The organism is Photobacterium gaetbulicola, from assembly GCF_003025515.1.
In the GTDB taxonomy this organism is placed as follows: domain Bacteria; phylum Pseudomonadota; class Gammaproteobacteria; order Enterobacterales; family Vibrionaceae; genus Photobacterium; species Photobacterium gaetbulicola.
Genome location: NZ_PYME01000006.1, coordinates 157,006 through 174,281, shown reverse-complemented (window position 1 = coordinate 174,281; position 17,276 = coordinate 157,006). Strand labels below are relative to the sequence as shown.

At 48.5% G+C, this 17,276-nt stretch carries 17 protein-coding genes; 6 read left to right on the top strand and 11 right to left on the bottom strand.

The genetic code is table 11. From position 1 onward, the window contains the following. Positions 1-21: 21 nt before the first annotated feature. On the bottom strand, positions 22-1,530 hold the full coding sequence (locus C9J03_RS07440) for a CoA-acylating methylmalonate-semialdehyde dehydrogenase (protein WP_044621120.1): 1,509 nt from the start codon (positions 1,528-1,530) through the stop codon (positions 22-24). A gap of 13 nt (positions 1,531-1,543) precedes the next feature. After that, positions 1,544-2,746, bottom strand: a complete 1,203-nt coding sequence (locus C9J03_RS07435) for a thiolase family protein (protein ID WP_044621121.1) — start codon at positions 2,744-2,746, stop codon at positions 1,544-1,546. Positions 2,747-2,894: 148 nt separating this feature from the next. Here C9J03_RS07435 and C9J03_RS07430 point away from each other — a divergent pair, with 148 nt between their 5' ends. The 5 genes from C9J03_RS07430 to C9J03_RS07410 are packed head-to-tail and all read left to right on the top strand — an operon-like array spanning position 2,895 to position 7,868. Beyond that, the gene (locus C9J03_RS07430) at positions 2,895-3,287 is read left to right on the top strand and encodes a MerR family transcriptional regulator (RefSeq protein ID WP_044621122.1); all 393 of its coding nucleotides are present in this window, start codon (positions 2,895-2,897) and stop codon (positions 3,285-3,287) included. Between the two features lie 23 nt (positions 3,288-3,310). Continuing rightward, entirely contained in the window at positions 3,311-4,480 is a 1,170-nt protein-coding gene (locus C9J03_RS07425) for an isovaleryl-CoA dehydrogenase (protein ID WP_044621123.1), read from the top strand. Positions 4,481-4,489: 9 nt separating this feature from the next. Further along, complete coding sequence (locus C9J03_RS07420) at positions 4,490-6,094, top strand: carboxyl transferase domain-containing protein (RefSeq protein WP_044621124.1); 1,605 nt, start codon at positions 4,490-4,492, stop codon at positions 6,092-6,094. 9 nt (positions 6,095-6,103) lie between these two features. Then, positions 6,104-6,946: an enoyl-CoA hydratase-related protein gene (locus tag C9J03_RS07415; RefSeq protein ID WP_082060475.1), complete on the top strand. Its 843-nt coding sequence runs from the start codon at positions 6,104-6,106 to the stop codon at positions 6,944-6,946. Then, positions 6,939-7,868: a hydroxymethylglutaryl-CoA lyase gene (locus C9J03_RS07410; RefSeq protein ID WP_044621125.1), complete on the top strand. Its 930-nt coding sequence runs from the start codon at positions 6,939-6,941 to the stop codon at positions 7,866-7,868. The genes C9J03_RS07415 and C9J03_RS07410 overlap by 8 nt, the downstream gene beginning before the upstream one ends. 152 nt (positions 7,869-8,020) lie before the next feature. Here C9J03_RS07410 and C9J03_RS07405 read toward each other — a convergent pair whose 3' ends face one another. Next, complete coding sequence (locus C9J03_RS07405; protein WP_044621126.1) at positions 8,021-8,302, bottom strand: hypothetical protein; 282 nt, start codon at positions 8,300-8,302, stop codon at positions 8,021-8,023. 319 nt (positions 8,303-8,621) lie between these two features. Between C9J03_RS07405 and C9J03_RS07400 the strand changes: the two genes are divergently transcribed. Next, positions 8,622-9,707 carry a hypothetical protein gene (locus tag C9J03_RS07400; protein WP_052829618.1) on the top strand — a complete coding sequence of 362 codons (1,086 nt, stop codon included), beginning with the start codon at positions 8,622-8,624 and terminating at the stop codon, positions 9,705-9,707. Between the two features lie 146 nt (positions 9,708-9,853). Here C9J03_RS07400 and C9J03_RS07395 read toward each other — a convergent pair whose 3' ends face one another. From C9J03_RS07395 to C9J03_RS07360, 8 genes are all read right to left on the bottom strand, one after another. After that, positions 9,854-10,042, bottom strand: coding sequence for a hypothetical protein (locus C9J03_RS07395; RefSeq protein ID WP_039460106.1), 189 nt, complete (start codon positions 10,040-10,042; stop codon positions 9,854-9,856). Positions 10,043-10,153: 111 nt separating this feature from the next. Next, positions 10,154-10,705, bottom strand: a complete 552-nt coding sequence (locus C9J03_RS07390; RefSeq protein WP_044621127.1) for a GNAT family N-acetyltransferase — start codon at positions 10,703-10,705, stop codon at positions 10,154-10,156. Positions 10,706-10,823: 118 nt separating this feature from the next. Continuing rightward, positions 10,824-12,848, bottom strand: a complete 2,025-nt coding sequence (gene fusA / locus C9J03_RS07385; RefSeq protein ID WP_044621128.1) for an elongation factor G — start codon at positions 12,846-12,848, stop codon at positions 10,824-10,826. A 339-nt stretch (positions 12,849-13,187) separates the two neighbouring features. Further along, entirely contained in the window at positions 13,188-14,366 is a 1,179-nt protein-coding gene (locus tag C9J03_RS07380) for a tetratricopeptide repeat protein (protein ID WP_044621129.1), read from the bottom strand. Then, positions 14,363-14,980 (bottom strand): energy transducer TonB, encoded by a 618-nt coding sequence (locus C9J03_RS07375; protein ID WP_044621130.1) that lies wholly within the window; start codon positions 14,978-14,980, stop codon positions 14,363-14,365. The genes C9J03_RS07380 and C9J03_RS07375 overlap by 4 nt, the downstream gene beginning before the upstream one ends. Then, positions 14,980-15,384 (bottom strand): ExbD/TolR family protein, encoded by a 405-nt coding sequence (locus tag C9J03_RS07370; protein WP_044621131.1) that lies wholly within the window; start codon positions 15,382-15,384, stop codon positions 14,980-14,982. Before C9J03_RS07370 ends, C9J03_RS07375 begins: the two co-directional genes overlap by 1 nt. Further along, complete coding sequence (locus C9J03_RS07365) at positions 15,384-15,944, bottom strand: MotA/TolQ/ExbB proton channel family protein (RefSeq protein WP_082060476.1); 561 nt, start codon at positions 15,942-15,944, stop codon at positions 15,384-15,386. The genes C9J03_RS07370 and C9J03_RS07365 overlap by 1 nt, the downstream gene beginning before the upstream one ends. Next, the gene (locus tag C9J03_RS07360) at positions 15,944-17,275 is read right to left on the bottom strand and encodes a MotA/TolQ/ExbB proton channel family protein (protein WP_044621132.1); all 1,332 of its coding nucleotides are present in this window, start codon (positions 17,273-17,275) and stop codon (positions 15,944-15,946) included. The genes C9J03_RS07365 and C9J03_RS07360 overlap by 1 nt, the downstream gene beginning before the upstream one ends. Position 17,276: the final 1 nt, after the last annotated feature.

The window sequence follows — 17,276 nt, the reverse complement described above, 5'->3', positions numbered from 1 at the left end:
TTGTCTCAGGCTTGATTCCGCTTAACGCAAGTTTATGGTCATATTAGGGCCATCGGGAATATCTTCATCAAACCAGCGCGCCGTTACCGTCTTGGTTTCGGTATAGAATCTCACAGCCTGCTTACCGTAAGCATGCAAATCGCCATAGAAGCTACCGCGCCAACCGGTAAATGAGAAAAACGGCAGCGGCACAGGAATGGGGACATTCACACCGACTTGCCCGACTTGAATCCGGTGCTGGAACTTTCTCGCAGCGGCCCCGCAGGCCGTAAAAATGCTTGTCCCGTTACCATATGGGTTAGTGTTAATTAAGGTAATTGCCTCATCCAGGCTATCAACGGCTATGCATACCAATACCGGACCAAAAATCTCCTGCTGATAGATAGCCATATCTGTTGTCACGCCACTGAACAAGGTCGGGCCGAGCCAATTACCGTCAGGATACCCCGCAACGGTACAGTTCGAACCATCGACTTCGCAAACTGCGCCTTGTTGCTTGCCTTGCTCGATAAGTTGCAGCACACGCTGTTTTGCTGCTCGGCTGATCAGCGGGCCATACGCGGCCTCGCTATTATTCGATGGACCAGGTTTCACTTTTTTCATGGCAACTTTCAAATCGGGAATAATTTCGTTGGCATTTCCAACCAACACAGCAACAGAAATCGCCATACAGCGCTGCCCAGCCGCCCCAACCGATGAACCAACGAGATGATTGACAACTTGTCCCATATTGGCGTCGGGCATCACCACCATATGGTTTTTGGCTCCGGCAAACGCCTGGACACGTTTCAGATGGTGTGTCCCAGTTTGGTAGATATGCCTGGCGACAGGTACCGAGCCGACAAATGAAATCGTTCGGATATCAGGATGAGCTAACAAGTAATCCACTTGTTTCTTGCCACCATGGACAATTTGCAGTACGCCTTTTGGTGCCCCCGCAAGCTCAAACAGTTCGGCCAATCGCATCGCTGTCAGCGGGACTTGCTCGGAAGGTTTCAAGACAAAAGTATTCCCAGCGGCAATAGCCATCGGAAACATCCACAGTGGGATCATAGCTGGAAAATTAAAAGGGGTAATACCGCAGCATACCCCTAGGGGCTGAATCAGAGAGTAACTGTCGATATCCGCTGCCACATTTTCAACGGTTTCCCCCATCATTAAACTGGCAATATTCGCCGCTTGTTCAACCACCTCGATACCGCGCCAGACATCACCTTTGGCATCGGCAAAGTTCTTTCCCGTCTCGCTGGACAGTATCGCAGCCAACTCGTCATGGTATTCTTTCAGCAATTGCTGATAAGAGAGCATCAAGCGGGCTCGCTCGGGCACAGCAACTTCGCGCCAGGTTTCAAAGGTCTCCGCGGCACTGGCGATAGCAGCGTCTATCTCTCGCTCCGTTGCACAGGGAACGTTGGCGATCACTGAGTTAGTTGCCGGGTTCGTGACCTCAATCCAGTGGGTTGAGGACGAATGGATGAATTCTCCGCTAACGTACAAGGGTACCGGAGAAATAAAGTTTGCGTCACTCATATTGGCTCCTAGCTTAGTCAGTCGTACCCACTTCAACGGCAATGGCAGTGGCTTCCCCCCCGCCGATACAACAAGCTGCAATGCCACGCACCGGGCGGCCGATACTTTGGTGTAAGCGGTTGAGACGATGGATCAGGGTGACAATGATTCTGGCCCCGCTCGCACCAATAGGGTGCCCAAGGGCACACGCCCCACCATCGGGGTTGACACGTTCAGGATCAATGCCGAGTTCTTTGGTGGCAATCTGGGTGACCACGGCAAACGCCTCGTTAATTTCCCAACTGTCCACTTGCTCAACCGACCACGAAAGCTTATCAAGCAACTGCCGGATGGCATGAACAGGAGCAACCGTAAACTCAGACGGATGCCGTGCATGGCTGGCATGGGCGGCGATAACAGCTAAAGGCTTGTGGCCCTGCTGCCTAGCAAGTTTGCCGTCCATTAAGATAAGCGCGGCAGCTCCGTCGGAGATGGAACTGGAATTGCCGGCCGTCACCGTTCCCCCCTCAGCAAACGCCGGGCGAAGGACGGGAAGTTTGGTCAGATTAATTTCATTAGGGTGCTCATCTCGGCAAACAACCACGTCCCCTTTGGGGTTGGCAACCTTGATCGGGATGATTTCACTCTCAAACCACCCCTGCTCTTGGGCAATCAACGCCCTTTCCACCGACTTAACCGCCCATTTATCCATACTCTGGCGGGTGTAATGGCGCTCATCGGCCACTTTTTGGGCATAAACACCCATCAGATCACCATCGTAGGCATCCTGCAAACCATCAAGGAACATATGATCATGCAATGTACTGTGCCCTAATCGCAGGCCGGAACGAATCTTGCTCTGCAGATATGGCGCATTACTCATGCTCTCCATCCCACCGGCAACTTCGGTCTGATTGGTTCCCGCCAGAATAGCATCGTGGCCCAGCATGACACTCTTCATACCAGACCCACACACTTTGTTGATGGTGGTACAGCCAATATTGTCTGGTATCCCTGCTTTTAGCGATGCTTGTCTGGCAGGAGCTTGCCCACAGCCAGCCAGTAGCACATGGCCGATCAATACTTCATCTATCATTTCTGGCGAAAGCCCGGAATGCTCTAATGTGCCTTTGATGGCAATACTACCCAACTCGGAAGCGCTAAATGACGATAGCTCCCCTTGAAAACTGCCGATAGGTGTTCGGTTTGCCGCGATGACCCACACTTCCTTACCCATATCAAAGCCCTCTTGGTGTGCTGTATCTCTGCAGGCGATTTCTTGACGTTTACGTAAGCATAGCACTAACATTTACGTAAACGTTAAGAAACAATTCCAATACACATTGCAGCTGTAAAGCCATTACCTAACATTGGGGGCAAGCAAGGTGGAAACGTTCAAAATAAGCGAGTTAGCCAGAGAATTTGACATCACCACCAGAAGCATCCGTTTCTATGAAGATGTGGGATTATTGCAACCCGAACGGCAAGGTAATACACGCATCTATCAACGCCGCGACAAAATCAGGCTCAAACTGATTTTACGTGGCAAAAGGCTGGGTTTCTCTCTGGCCGAAATTCGTGAACTGTTTGATTTGTACGACACCAACCAAAGCTCATCGCAGCTCAACAAAATGCTCAATATCATCGACACCAAACAAGAGGTACTGCAACGCCAGCTTGAAGATATCAACGTGGTGATGACAGAGTTACAGATTGCGCGGGACAAGTGTCTGCAGGCTTTAAATACTCAAGTTGCCAATAATCAGCACAAGCCTTAATCCCTCTTACAACCGGAGCGCTTATGAGAGATAGCTTCACTCCCTTAAATTATGGCCTCGGTGAGACCATCGACCTGCTACGCGAGCATGTCAATGGTTTTGCTGAGCAGGTCATTTGCCCTCTCGCGACAGACATTGATAAAGCCAACCAGTTTCCCAACCATCTTTGGCCGTTAATGGGTGAAATGGGATTGTTGGGCGTCACTGTCAGCGAGGAGTATGGTGGTGCCGATATGGGCTACCTTGCCCATGTTGTGGCGATGGAGGAGATCAGTCGTGCATCGGCCTCTGTCGGATTGAGCTATGGCGCCCATTCCAACCTCTGCGTCAATCAAATATATCGCCATGGCAGCGATGAGCAGAAAGCCAAATATCTCCCCCCACTGATCAGTGGTGATCATGTCGGTGCGTTGGCAATGAGCGAACCCAATGCAGGGTCGGATGTCGTCAGCATGCAACTCAGAGCCGAGAACCATGGTGATCATTTTATTCTCAACGGCAGCAAAATGTGGATCACCAACGGTCCTGACGCCGATACCATTGTGGTCTACGCAAAAACCGCACCGAATAAAGGCTCACACGGTATTTCCACCTTTATCATCGAGAAACAATTTCCAGGCTTCAACCATGCGCAAAAACTCGACAAGCTTGGCATGCGCGGATCCAACACCTGCGAATTAGTTTTTGATAACTGCGTAGTACCGGCAGAAAACGTGCTCGGGGAGCTCAACAAAGGCGTGCAGGTTCTTATGAGCGGCCTGGATTACGAGCGTGTGGTTTTGGCCGCAGGCCCCCTTGGGATCATGAGAGCCTGCATGGATCTTGTGCTGCCCTACGTTCACGACAGAAAGCAGTTTGGTCGCTCAATTGGCGAGTTCCAGCTCGTCCAGGCTAAAGTCGCTGATATGTATACCCGAACCAATGCGGCCCGCGCCTATGTCTATACCGTCGCTAAGGCGTGCGATCGCGGTGAAGCCACCCGCAAGGATGCTGCCGGTGTCATTCTCTATGCAGCAGAAATCGCAACCCAGCTCGCACTCGACACGATCCAGCTGCTGGGAGGAAACGGCTATATCAATGAGTTTCCTGCAGGACGCCTGCTCCGCGATGCCAAGCTCTATGAAATTGGTGCAGGTACATCAGAAATACGCAGGATGTTGATTGGACGCGAGCTTTTTGAAGAATCCAAGTAAGGACGGAAGATGGCAATAATAAAGTCTACAGTCAACCGAGACGATACCTTTTTCTCTAACAATTTTAAAAAACTGGCCGAAGTTGTCGACCAGCTGCAGACACATGTTGAAGCCATCAAACAAGGCGGTGGTACAAGCTCGCAACAAAAACAGCAGGACAAAGGCAAGCAACCGGTGCGAAGCCGAATCCAGGCGCTACTCGATCCTGGTAGCGAATTTCTCGAAATCGGCCAATTTGCTGCTTGGAATGTTTACTCCGAACCGATCCCTTGCGCAGGGGTCGTCGCAGGGATAGGCCGGATCGAAGGGATAGAATGCATGGTGGTAGCCAATGATCCGTCGGTCAAAGGGGGAACCTACTACCCCCTGACAGTAAAGAAACACCTTCGAGCGCAAGAGATTGCGGAACGGTGCAACCTGCCCTGTATCTATCTGGTCGATTCCGGTGGTGCCAACCTGCCCCATCAAGCCGATGTGTTCCCCGATCGCGATCATTTCGGTCGAATTTTTTACAACCAGGCAAGGATGTCCGCCAAGGGTATCCCGCAAATAGCCGTTGTTATGGGATCCTGTACCGCAGGTGGGGCCTATGTCCCCGCAATGGCCGATGTTTCTATTATCATCAAAGAGCAAGGCACTATTTTCCTTGCGGGTCCTCCCCTGGTAAAAGCGGCGACTGGCGAAATCGTCACTGCAGAGGAGTTAGGCGGTGCCTATGTACACTGCAAAACTTCAGGGGTCGCCGACTACTTTGCCAACGACGAGCAACATGCGATAGAACTGGCAAGGCAAGCTATCGAAAGTTGTGGCCTTCCTTCGTTTGCACCATTGAATCAAAGTGCCGCGGCTCCACGTTATCCTGCAGACGAACTGTTTGGTATTGTCGGCACCGACTTGCGCACACCATTTAACATCAGGGAAGTGATCGCACGTATTGTCGATAACTCAGAATTCGATGAGTTCAAGACACTATACGGTACTACGCTGGTATGTGGTTTCGCCAAAATCTTCGGCCAACAAGTAGGCATTGTCGCTAACAATGGCATTCTGTTCTCAGAATCAGCTCAAAAAGGTGCTCACTTTATCGAGTTATGTTGCAAGCGCAAAATCCCCCTGCTGTTTTTACAAAACATCACCGGTTTTATGGTTGGCAAGAAGTGTGAGTCGGAAGGAATTGCCAAGCACGGAGCAAAAATGGTGATGGCTGTCGCGTGCGCCGATGTACCCAAGTTTACCGTTATCATTGGGGGATCATACGGGGCCGGCAACTATGGTATGTGCGGCAGGGCTTACAGTCCCACCATGATGTGGATGTGGCCCAACGCCCGTATATCTGTGATGGGGGGGGAGCAGGCTGCGGGGGTTCTTGCACAGGTCAGTCGCGACAACAAGCAACGTAACGGCGAAAACTGGTCCGAGGATGAAGAGGAGGCGTTCAAACAGCCAATACGCGAGCTGTATGACCAACAAGGGTCCCCTTACTATGCCAGTGCCAGACTGTGGGACGATGGCATTATTGATCCACGTGATACACGCTTTATTGTTGGCATAGCCCTACATGCCAGCCAAAGAGCACCGGTATCGGATAGCACCTTTGGCATATTTCGAATGTGAGGCAGCAGTATGAATTCACATGGCACAAATCACCAATCTTCTCCGCCAGATCTTGGTAGCGACGCGGTTCTATTTGCCATTGACGAAAAAGGCGTCGCCACTATGACTCTGAATCGCCCAGAAAAAAACAATGCCTTTGATAGCCAATGTATTTCCACCATGTTGTCCATCCTACTTCAGCTTAAGACTAACCCCCAGGTCAGAGCCCTAGTCTTACGGGCAAGCGGCAGCCACTTTAGTGCCGGAGCCGATTTAAATTGGATGAAGTCTCTCGCGCAATTCAGCATGGAGGAAAATATCCAGGATGCCGAAAAACTTGCCGAGTTACTTCACCAATTGGATACACTACCTGTACCGACAATAGCCTTGATACAAGGTGCAGCCTTCGGTGGTGCGCTGGGCTTGATATGCTGCTGTGATATTGCCATCGCCAGTAAAGATGCTCGCTTTTGCTTGAGTGAAGTCAAACTCGGGCTGGCTCCGGCGACAATTGGCCCCTATGTCTGTCGAGCCATGGGGCAACGGCAAGCCAGGCGCTATATGCTCACCGCTGAGCTCATTAGTGCAACACAAGCCAAGGATCTCAATATCGTTCACAAGCTAGTACCCGGCGTCCAGCAGCTGGATCAGCGATTGGAAGGTTTCATTCGCCAGATTGTGACAAACAGCCCCAATGCGATTCGTGAGGCCAAATCACTTTGCCACCTCTGCGAGTCGCCAACCATTGATTATCCACTACGACAGAAAACCAGTGAAATAATTGCTCAATTGAGAGTTTCCCCAGAAGGACAAGAAGGCTTAAGTGCTTTTTTGGAAAAACGTCAACCTAACTGGCTTGCTCATCATGATTAAACGACCAGACACTTCCTGCGACTTTCCTAAGTCTGTTTGCATTTACGAAGTTGGGGCTCGTGACGGGCTGCAAAATGAAACCTGCTTACCTAGCCAAAGTAAGATAAATTTTATTAACTTGCTGTCACAATCCGGCCTCAGTCATATCGAGGCCGGGGCTTTCGTCTCTGCCAAACGTGTCCCTCAGATGGCCGATTCTCTTAATGTAATGCGAGCCATCAAGCGACAAGATAATATTACCTATTCCGCCCTCACCCCTAATATCCAAGGCTTCGAAATGGCCCTGAGTGCTCGGGCCGATGAAGTTGCCATTTTTGCGTCAGCCTCTGAAGGCTTCAGCCAACACAATATCAATTGCTCAATCAGCGAGAGTTTAAAGCGCTTCGAGCCAGTGATGGCGTTGGCGCAGCTTCACGGTATTCCTGTAAGAGGCTACTTATCGTGTGTTATCGATTGTCCTTATGATGGCCCGACCCCAGCAAACCAAGTACTGCAAATCACCGAGCAACTAATCGGTATGGGCTGTTATGAAGTCTCCCTGGGAGATACTATCGGTACAGGTACCCCTTTCAAAGTTGCCAACTTACTGGACACCATCAATAGTCAAATCCCAAGCCGTAAAATTGCCGTGCATTTTCACAACACTTGGGGCCAAGCCTTACCAAATATTTATCAGGCATTATCGATGGGGATCGATACCATAGATGCCAGTGTCGCAGGGTTGGGAGGTTGCCCATACGCACCAGGGGCGAGCGGCAATGTTGCCACCGAGGATGTCGTCTACCTGTGCCATCAATTAGGGATCGAAACGGGTTTAAATTTAGACGTCTTGGCTGCTGCAGGATGGATGATCTGCCAGCAACTCAACATATCACCACGCTCCAACGTATCTATCGCGATGAAAGCTAGACAGTTACAGTAAATCGTGTTGCCCATGCAAAAAAAAGTGGTAACTGCAATAGTTACCACAAACTCACCATGAGCTACATTTCTATCCAAATCTACAGTAACAACGAATATTGAGGCTCCACTGTTCGTTGCATGGTTGCATGGTTGCATGGTTGCAACGCTAAGTTAATATGTTTCAGAGCGAAGGAAACGCTGTTCAGCTTCCAGTTCACTGACTGCTCGCCAGAGCTTTTGTTCTCGCTCCTGAAGTTTGTCATGTAATACACTGCCCGGCTTCACCTTAAGCATTTCATTCGGTCCAATATATTGTTCGGCTTCGTTATTAAAAAGCAGCCTGAACTCTTCCATGGTCGGTAAACGATTATTATGCTCCTCAAATGATTCAAAAATATCAACAACTTTGTGCGAAACATCCCTTTTTATTCCTTCAAAATCAACACAGTCCATCAGCTTCTCCAAATATTAAATCACAAGTGTTAATCAATTTAGACCTCTATAAGAGTAGTTGAAAATTCGTTGATTTATTTGTGATTGAATTTTTATGCGCAACAAATTATTTCACATAATAAACTTATGTTTTAATTGCTATAAAATAATTTGAACAGCCTTCATTTAAGCTCTGGCGAGTGTTATTTTTTTAATTTTTTAGAATCAGATCTCATTTTAATAAATAATACCACTTGGTATGTCGTCAATGCCTTAGCGGTCTATACTTTGTATATATCAATAAATTCCTATTATTCATGCGGTTATTGGGAGATAAACGATGTGCTGGTATTGGGCTCCCTTTGATAACTTGTTGAAGGCTGTGGTATTGAAGGGGATTATCGCTCTACTTTTTCTTATCCCCTTCTGTACATTTAGCACTGAAATAAGAGAGGAGCCTTATGACATCTATTACGATAGACTGTACTCTGATATCCATGATGAAGACAGTTTGCAAGACTGGATAGACGACACACAGGATACTATTTCAGATACTGTCTATGACTACAGCTCTTCCATCGATCACTTTATTGCCAAAAAAGACGAAGAATTGCCCTTGACCAATCGTAGCTACCTTCGGCTAAAACTGAAGAGTAGATACACACACCGCGACTACTTTGATACTGATGCAAGCGTTAAGCTCAAAATTGATCTTCCCCATACCGAAAAGAACTGGAAATTCGTGCTCGACACTGACCCTGACGACTTTGACCGCTTAGAAGATAAACAGCGTGGTATCAGTAACAACTCAGACAGTAGTTTATCTGGCGCAGTGGGAGGGGTACAACTACAAGGGCAGCAGTGGGGAAAATGGCGGACAAATCTCGATCTTGGCTTGAAAATCAAGCTTCCCCTTGATCCCTTTGCACGAGCCGATCTGAGGCGTATTGATAGGCTTAGCTATAAATGGACCAGTCGAATTAAGCAAGAAATCTTTTATTATGATTCCAAAGGCCCTGGGGCGCTCACCTCACTGAATTTTTACTTTGCCAGCCCAGAAGATCCCAGTACCATCCTTAAAATCAGTTCGTCGGCCCAATATTTAGATACGGATGATAATTGGGAGTTTGTACAACAGGCGGAAATCTTTGACCGAATTAACCAAGATAATTTACTGCAATATTCCATCGGTTTTAGCGCCGACTCCACACCGAATTATTCAATCACTAACTCTTGGGTGTCTATCGCGTGGAAACATCGACTTTACAGTGACTGGCTTTATATGAGCATTACACCGGAGCTGGATTTCCAAGATGCATTTCAATATAAAGTAAATCCGGGGATCATGTTTGAACTTGAGCTATTCTTCACCGCCGAAGGTGGCATCGATAGATTAGCCAGAAAAATCCCGAATCCAACTAACTAGTGAAGCTAATTAGTTTTTTAATTCTGTGCATATTCGCTGACTTGGCGAACCGCATTGAGTAGTGCAGTATTACGAGCCATCAACACTCCATGATAGGTTTAAATACTAACCAGTAACCTATCATGGAAATGGATATTGGTAAGATATTACTGTGGCAGCTCTATCTGAATAAGCTCACCATCGTTGACTTCGAAGTGTAACGACACCGAGCCCTGTTGGTGAGTCTGCTTGATGACCTTTACTTCTCGGTTAGGGAAACGATTACTCACAACAGCCACAAGCTCCGACAGCAATTTTTGTTTATCATCACCGGATAGGTTTACTCCAAGGGACATTTAACCTCCAAACAAAATGATTCTGTTTAAAATAAGCGACCAAGTGGAAAGTAACTTAAACGTCGAAAATAGCTATCTAGTTGGAGAGATCATAGCGAATACGATCCAGGTTCAGCAGCCACGCTTGACCACATCTGGTGTCGTTTTGCTATATACCACAGTATGCCCTAGCTCACCTGATGGTAACCGCCTTTCATTTTTCTTCAAGCATTCAAACTCAAAACCACAACGCTCGGCAACAGCACGGCTTTGGGTATTCTGCTCTGCTGCGGTGATTTCAACACGGTTAGCATGTAACTCCTCAAACGCATACGCTGTCAACCGTTCAACAGCCTCTGTCATGTACCCACAGCCATATGCCGAAGTTCTCAGCCAATAGCCTATTTCAAAATAGGGGACAGTTTTATCCCTTATCAGTAACCCGACCGCACCAACAAACCTACCAGTTGCTTTCTCGATAATGGAATAGCGAAGCTCTCCCTCAAAGGCTTCAAAATTAGCTATCGCCTGATTGGTATTCTCAATGGATGCACCTTCGGTCAGGGCATGGGGCACCCAGGGCAAGTACACAGCGAGTTCATTCTGGCTTTCGAGTATTGCCTCGAGCATCATTGGCGCTCTGTCCAGAGAAGGCGGTAAAAGTTTTAACCTTGGTGTTTCCATATTCCATTTCCCTAATTACACCCGAACACCATACCAAGACAGTTGCATACACTCAATAAAAAGGCTCCTGATTAAAGGAGCCTTTTTGTATGAATACTAATACGTTGAACACAAGTATCTAGCACGCTTCTGTCGCAGCGCTGCATACCTTTTTCTGTACGGTACTAGGAGCTGGCTCGTAGTGACTCAGTACCATACTGAAACTACCCTCACCGCCCGTCATCGCCCTCAGACGCTGGGAGTAATCTAACAACTCATTTTGCGGGATCTTCGCCTGTAGCGAGGTAAAGTTATTCTCTTCAGACTGGGTACCTAATATCACTCCTCGGTTAGCTGCTAAATCTCCGCTAATATCACCGACAGAGTCCGTTGGAATCTGCAGGTTAAGCTCTACGATTGGCTCTAACACGATAGGGGTAGCATTATTCACAGCATCAAGGAATGCTTTCTTACCTGCTATCACAAAAGCGATTTCTTTTGAGTCTACAGAGTGATATTTACCATCATAAACGGTGACTTCTATATCATGAATCGGATTTCCGGATATCGCCCCTTCCTCTACCGCTTGCCGGATCCCCTTCTCCACTGCAGGGATCAAGGATGTCGGAATCGCTCCGCCCACCACTTTATTGACAAAAACAAAGCCCTCCCCACGATCCAAAGGCCGAACTTTAAGCTGTACCTCACCAAACTGCCCGGCACCGCCGCTTTGTTTTTTGTGACGATAGTGACCTTCTGCTTGCTGGGTTATCGTTTCGAAATATTCAATACTCGGCTGCTCGGTATTAACGTTGAGCTTATAAACCGAAGCCATTTTCTCCAGTGCGATTTTCAAGTGGAATTCACCCTGGCCGCCCAAAACAGTTTCATTGGTACGGGTACGATGTTCAAGACACAGGGAGGGATCTTCGGCTGCTATTTTATTGAGCACCTCCGATAGCTTCTGTTCATCCCCCCTTTTGGTCGTTTGAATCGCCAAGCTATACATCGGTGCTGGAAAATCGATAGTTTTCATGATGACTTCGTCTTCATCATGGGAATCATGGACCACTGAGTCAAAATTCAAGTCATCCACTTTTGCCAAGACACAAAAATCACCAGCCCGAGCACTGGCAATCTCTAGACGCTTCTTGCCTTGTAGCTGATATAAGTGCCCAACTCTAAACGCCTTGCTATTCTCACCGATAAAAAGCTGAGAGCCCGCGTTGATTTCGCCTTGGAAGACCCGCAAATAAGCCAGTTTTCCCAGGTACGGGTCAACACTAACTTTATATACATGAGCCACGGTATGATCTAGCTGTTCACAGTCAACCCGAACCTGCTGGCCATTTTTTTCCAGCATTGGCGGATTACCTTCCGCAGGCATCGGCATAATTTCTGCTAATGTTCGCAGCAACAGGGAAATCCCCAGCCCTGTTTCCGCCGAGACACAACAAATCGGAATGACATGGCCAGTCCTTAGGGCTTCTTCAAATGGATCGTGTAACTGCTCAGCTGTGAGCGAGGAGCCTTGCTCAAGGTACAGCTCCATCAAATTCTCATCAACCTCGATAACCTGATCGATTAGCTGTTCATGCGCAGCCTCAACGCTACTCCATAGGGTCGACGCGTCATAATCTGGCTTGAAGTAGCAATCGACGACCGATTGCCCATCGCCCGACGGCAAGTTGATCGGCAAGCATTCCTGGCCGAAGTGAGACTGTAGTTGGTCGATGAGCTGAGGCACTTTGTCCGGATTGAGATCGACTTTGTTAATGATGATCATCTGACACTTCTTCTGCGACTGGGCAAAAGCAAATAACTTCTCTGATACTTGGTTCAAAGGTGTATTGGCATCAAAAACCAAGGCTGAAGTTTCAACAGCGGGATAGATACTCAACGTCCGCCCCAATAATTCAGGCAAGCCCGGGGTATCGATAACATTCATACGGTGCTTTTGCCAACAAAGAGCGGCTGGCGTAGCTTCGATACTGTGTTGATAATGGATGGATTGGTCATCAAAGTCCGTGACAGTGTCACCCTCTTTGACACTTCCGAGATGTGTAGAGCATTCTGACTCAAACAGCAGGCGCTCAATCAAGGTCGTTTTACCTACCCCACTTTGACCAACTACTGCGATATTGCGAATTTCATTCATGGACATAACTGCCTCCGAAGTTCAGAAAGACAAACGCTAATTTTTCAGCATGCATGGCGGTCTCCCGCCTTCTCGTCTTCCAGGTCAATTTTCGGATGGGTACGTCCATAAGCAGAGGCCCAAATCGCCGCAAGAATATTAGTAAGAATAACCAAAATTTACTATTTCATTGTCTCGAATAGCTTGCGCCGATTGGCTTCGTTTTAATGTGAGTTATTTCATACGGCTGAAGATTGTCTGATTTTTGTTACAAAAAAAGGCTGCATTTGTGACATTCAACATAAGGAGGAAATGTCACAATAGCAGCCTCATACCCATTCATGATCAGGTTCTCAGCCTGATGAGTTAGCTTGCCATCTCTCTTTTCTGAGACAAATACTTTATCCAACTTTTTGAGGCAGTGGTTGACTCAATGTTATCGGCCTGCTTGGCAAAGATGACCGCTTTTTCAAGGTTATCGAGCTTGTAATATGCTCGGACCTTGGCCAAGGCGACATCAGCTTCGTACGCTTTGTCTTTGACTTTATCAAGTTCAGCGATGGCTTGCTGGTAATGACCTTGTTGCAGAAGTAATTGAGCCAAAGGCCAACGGTGTTTGTTATTCAACGCTGCGGCTTGACGCCATACCGTGATGGATTTATCCCACTCCTTGGCAATCTGCCAATACTGCGCTTGCAGGACTAAAAGATCCACATCTGAGTCGGCACCATCAAGTTGAGAATACACAATTGCGGCCCGCTCAGGGATACCACGTTGGGCATAGAGTTGGGCTAAGGTCTTCAAATCTTGCTGGGACAAATCCACACCTTGCCTACGTGCCAACGCCAACGTATCCAGTGCCGAATTGGACTGGCCTAAACGCAGCTGGATACCTGCCGTCTGCTGCCACCAGACAAGCTTGTTTGGCTCAAGAACAATCAAGCTTTCCAATGTTGGTAATGCCGCTTTCCACTGCTTAAGCTGAAGCTGGGCACCGAGCTTGATTGTTAAAGGTTGAACATCAAGTTTACCCGCCAATTCCGCATATGTCTTTATCGCACTAAGTGATTGTTGCCACTCAGAAATCTGATAATGTGATTGGGCAATGCGTAGCCACAGCTCATCTGCATTCTGGTTCTCAGGAACGTTGTTACTCAAAGCGTAATAGTGTGGCAACGCCTGCTTGAATTCTTCGCTAGTAAGCAAAATATCAGCAAGCATACGCTGGGTAAGCCAAGCCTGCTCGTCCTGCAACAAACCTGAATTAACGGCATCAGTCAGGTTCGCAATCGCCTTGGTTTTGATGTTTTGCTGCCAATAGAACACCCCGAGCATACGCTGAACATAGGCTTTATCGTATGCACGAGATAGGTTCAAGCCCTCAAGCATCGCAATAGCATCAGCCAGTTTCTCATCTTGCTGTAGATTATGAGCACGTTGAACTCGCCCAGCCGTATACTGTGAAAGTTCTGCCGACACCGCCTGTTCAGGCATAAAGCCAAGCGGAAATGACAAGGCAACAAGTAATGTCAATTTCTTGATCATTTCTGTATCTTAAACTCCAGTCTTACCGTTTGACCAGCCTGGGCTATTGACTTGCCATCAACAACTTTAGGCTGATACTTCCATTTTCTCAGTGCTTGGATCGCTTCTCGCTCAAATAAACGGCGAGGCTTGGCATCCAGCACGCTGATATCCGTTGGACGACCCTGCGGGTCAATGGTGAATGACATGACAACATAACCTTCAGCCCCCTGTTTCATGGCTCTTGAAGGGTACTTTGGCTCAACACGGTATAGCGGCATGGCCTGCTGATTCGCTCCAAAGTCTGAAAATGTAGGAGCATTGATCGCCAAACCTGACACCGAAGCATCCAAGTTCAAATTTGGCATTGAAGGCACAATCGTATTGCTGACTGCTTGATTCATCGCCTGCGGCATGGCCTGTGGCGGTGGCTCCGGTGTTTCAGGCGGCTCCGGCACTGTTCGCTGCCGGCGCTGGGCCTCGCGCTCCTGCTCTACCATTACCATATCAAATGCCAGCAGTTGCTTCTCCACTTCAGGACGTTGGCTTCCGTTATCGACCATCCATGCCATAAACGTGAACAAGCCCAGCGCCATTAGGAAAGCCGCAGGAATGGCAATCAGTACACGCAGCATTAACGCTTCTCCGCTGCCAACGCAATCTTTTGTACACCTGCGCCTTTTGCCGCATCCATTACTCTAACAACGGTGCCGTTGTAAGCATGTTCGTCAGCCTGGATCACAAGCGATGCTTCAGGCTGCTCGAGCAGCAAATGCTCCAGCGTGGCCTGAACGCGCTCAACATCAACAACACGTTTGTCGATATACACATCATTGGCAGAGGTAATGGCAATGAAAATACCCGCATCTTTCTGGCTTATCACGTTACTGGCCTGAGGGCGATTCACTTCAACCCCAGACTCGCGGACAAATGAGCTGGTAACAATGAAAAAAATCAACATGATAAATACAATATCCAGCATAGACGTCAGGTCTACCTGGGCGTCTTCACGGGCTGAAGACGGACGACTCAGTCTCATTACTGACTCCTCAATAGTTTTTCTAACTTTATTTCGCGCTTGTAGCAGGACTTGGATAAACGTGAATGTACAAACATCCCCGATAGCGCCGCAACCATACCGGCCATGGTAGGCAGTGTGGCCAGGGAGATCCCGGATGCCATCAACCTTGGCTGGCTGCTCCCTTGGGTAGCCATCACGTCAAACACCGAAATCATACCGGTTACCGTCCCCAGCAAACCAAGCATTGGACAAATGGCTACCAGTACCTTGATCAAGTTCAGGTTTTGGTTGAGCGCAATATGCGCTTGGCTCAACCAGCCATCGCGTATTGAACGTGCATACCAAGAAGAATGGTCAATCCTTGCCTGCCACTGTTCCAGCCATCGTTGCCGTTGTTTCGGGTAGGTAATGAGCAGGTATAACACCCGCTCAATCACCAGAATCCAGCAAAACATCACGACCGCGGCCAGCCACCAGAGTACCTGACCTCCTTGGTTCATAAAGATCTCTAGTGAGTATTTCCAAGCATCAAAGAATGAAGCTTGCACTAGCGGAACTTCATACAGGTTGCTTTCCATTATGCGGTCATTCCTGCTTTTTCAGCTTGCTCGGCTACCAGGCTGATACCCTGCTTTTCAAGAATGCTACGGATAGTTTCAGCTTGGGTCGTCAACATATTGTGCGCCAGTAGCAGAGGCATTGCCGCTACCAAACCCAAAACTGTTGTTACCAGAGCCATAGAAATCCCCCCCGCCATCACTGTGGGGTCACCATTACCAAACTGAGTGATCACCTGGAAGGTTTCGATCATACCGGTTACCGTGCCCAGTAGCCCCAGCATCGGCGCTAGAGCAGCCAGCAGCTTCAACATCGATAGGCCTTTCTCCAAGCCTTGCTGCTCATCAACAATAGTTTCTAGCAGGCGAAGTTCCAGAGCCTCTACACTGCGGTTTGGCTCTTTACTGTAAACACTAAGCACTCGGCCTAAAGGGTTATTGCCCGGAGTTTCAGGGGTTTTAAGCTGTTTCTTGATCTGCTGGCGAATCGCAAACAGCTTGGTGCCGCGGATAAGGCCAATACCGAGTCCAACGGCAAGTAAGCCAAGGATGATCTTACCGACCACGCCACCGTGCTCGATACGATCTTTAAGCTCAGGTGCATTGGCCAGCTGTTCGAGCATAAATCCGCGAGAGGGGTCGACGACCATAGCTAGCATGCCGCCCTGCTCCAGCTCGGATAGCTGATTGCTAACTGGGCCGTTTTGAGGCTGTTTCAAATACGGTTTAGCCGAACCACGTTTTCCGTCCCAGGCAAGGTAGCCTTGATCGCCTATTAGGCCAAGGCTGCCTAAACGGTATGCATCGACGTTGGCACTTTTACCCTGGCCATCGATAAAGGGTACTGATACCGCTCGAAGCTCACGGCTTGCCGTAATTTGCTCTTCAAGCCCTTTCCACAAGCCAGTCAGCTCTTCTAATGAAGGAAGCGTTCTGGCCTGAACAATACTGTCGATAACCCGACGGTATTGGTTGCGGTCAACGCCCGTCACAGAGAAGCCCATTTCTGAATCAAGATCTTTAGCGGCTTGGCGAACTACGCCAAACAGCTCACCTAGGCTGCCCGTTTCCAGTCGAAGCTGCTGTTCAAGTTTTGCCAGCTCGTTTTCGTTTTTGCTAAAAGTCGTACTTAGCTTGTCAGTTTCACCCTGAAGCTGTTGACGCTGCTTAAGCAGTACATCACGCTGAGCTTTGAACTCCCGCTCAGTCATCTTGAAGCCTTGCTCGCGTTCGGCATTATGCTGCTGCTGAGCTTGCGCTTCTTGACGGGTGGCTTGAACCAGTGAGGTATTTGCAGAGACAACAGGGACAGTAAATAGGCACAATGCTGCCACTAACGCTTTGATTTTCAAA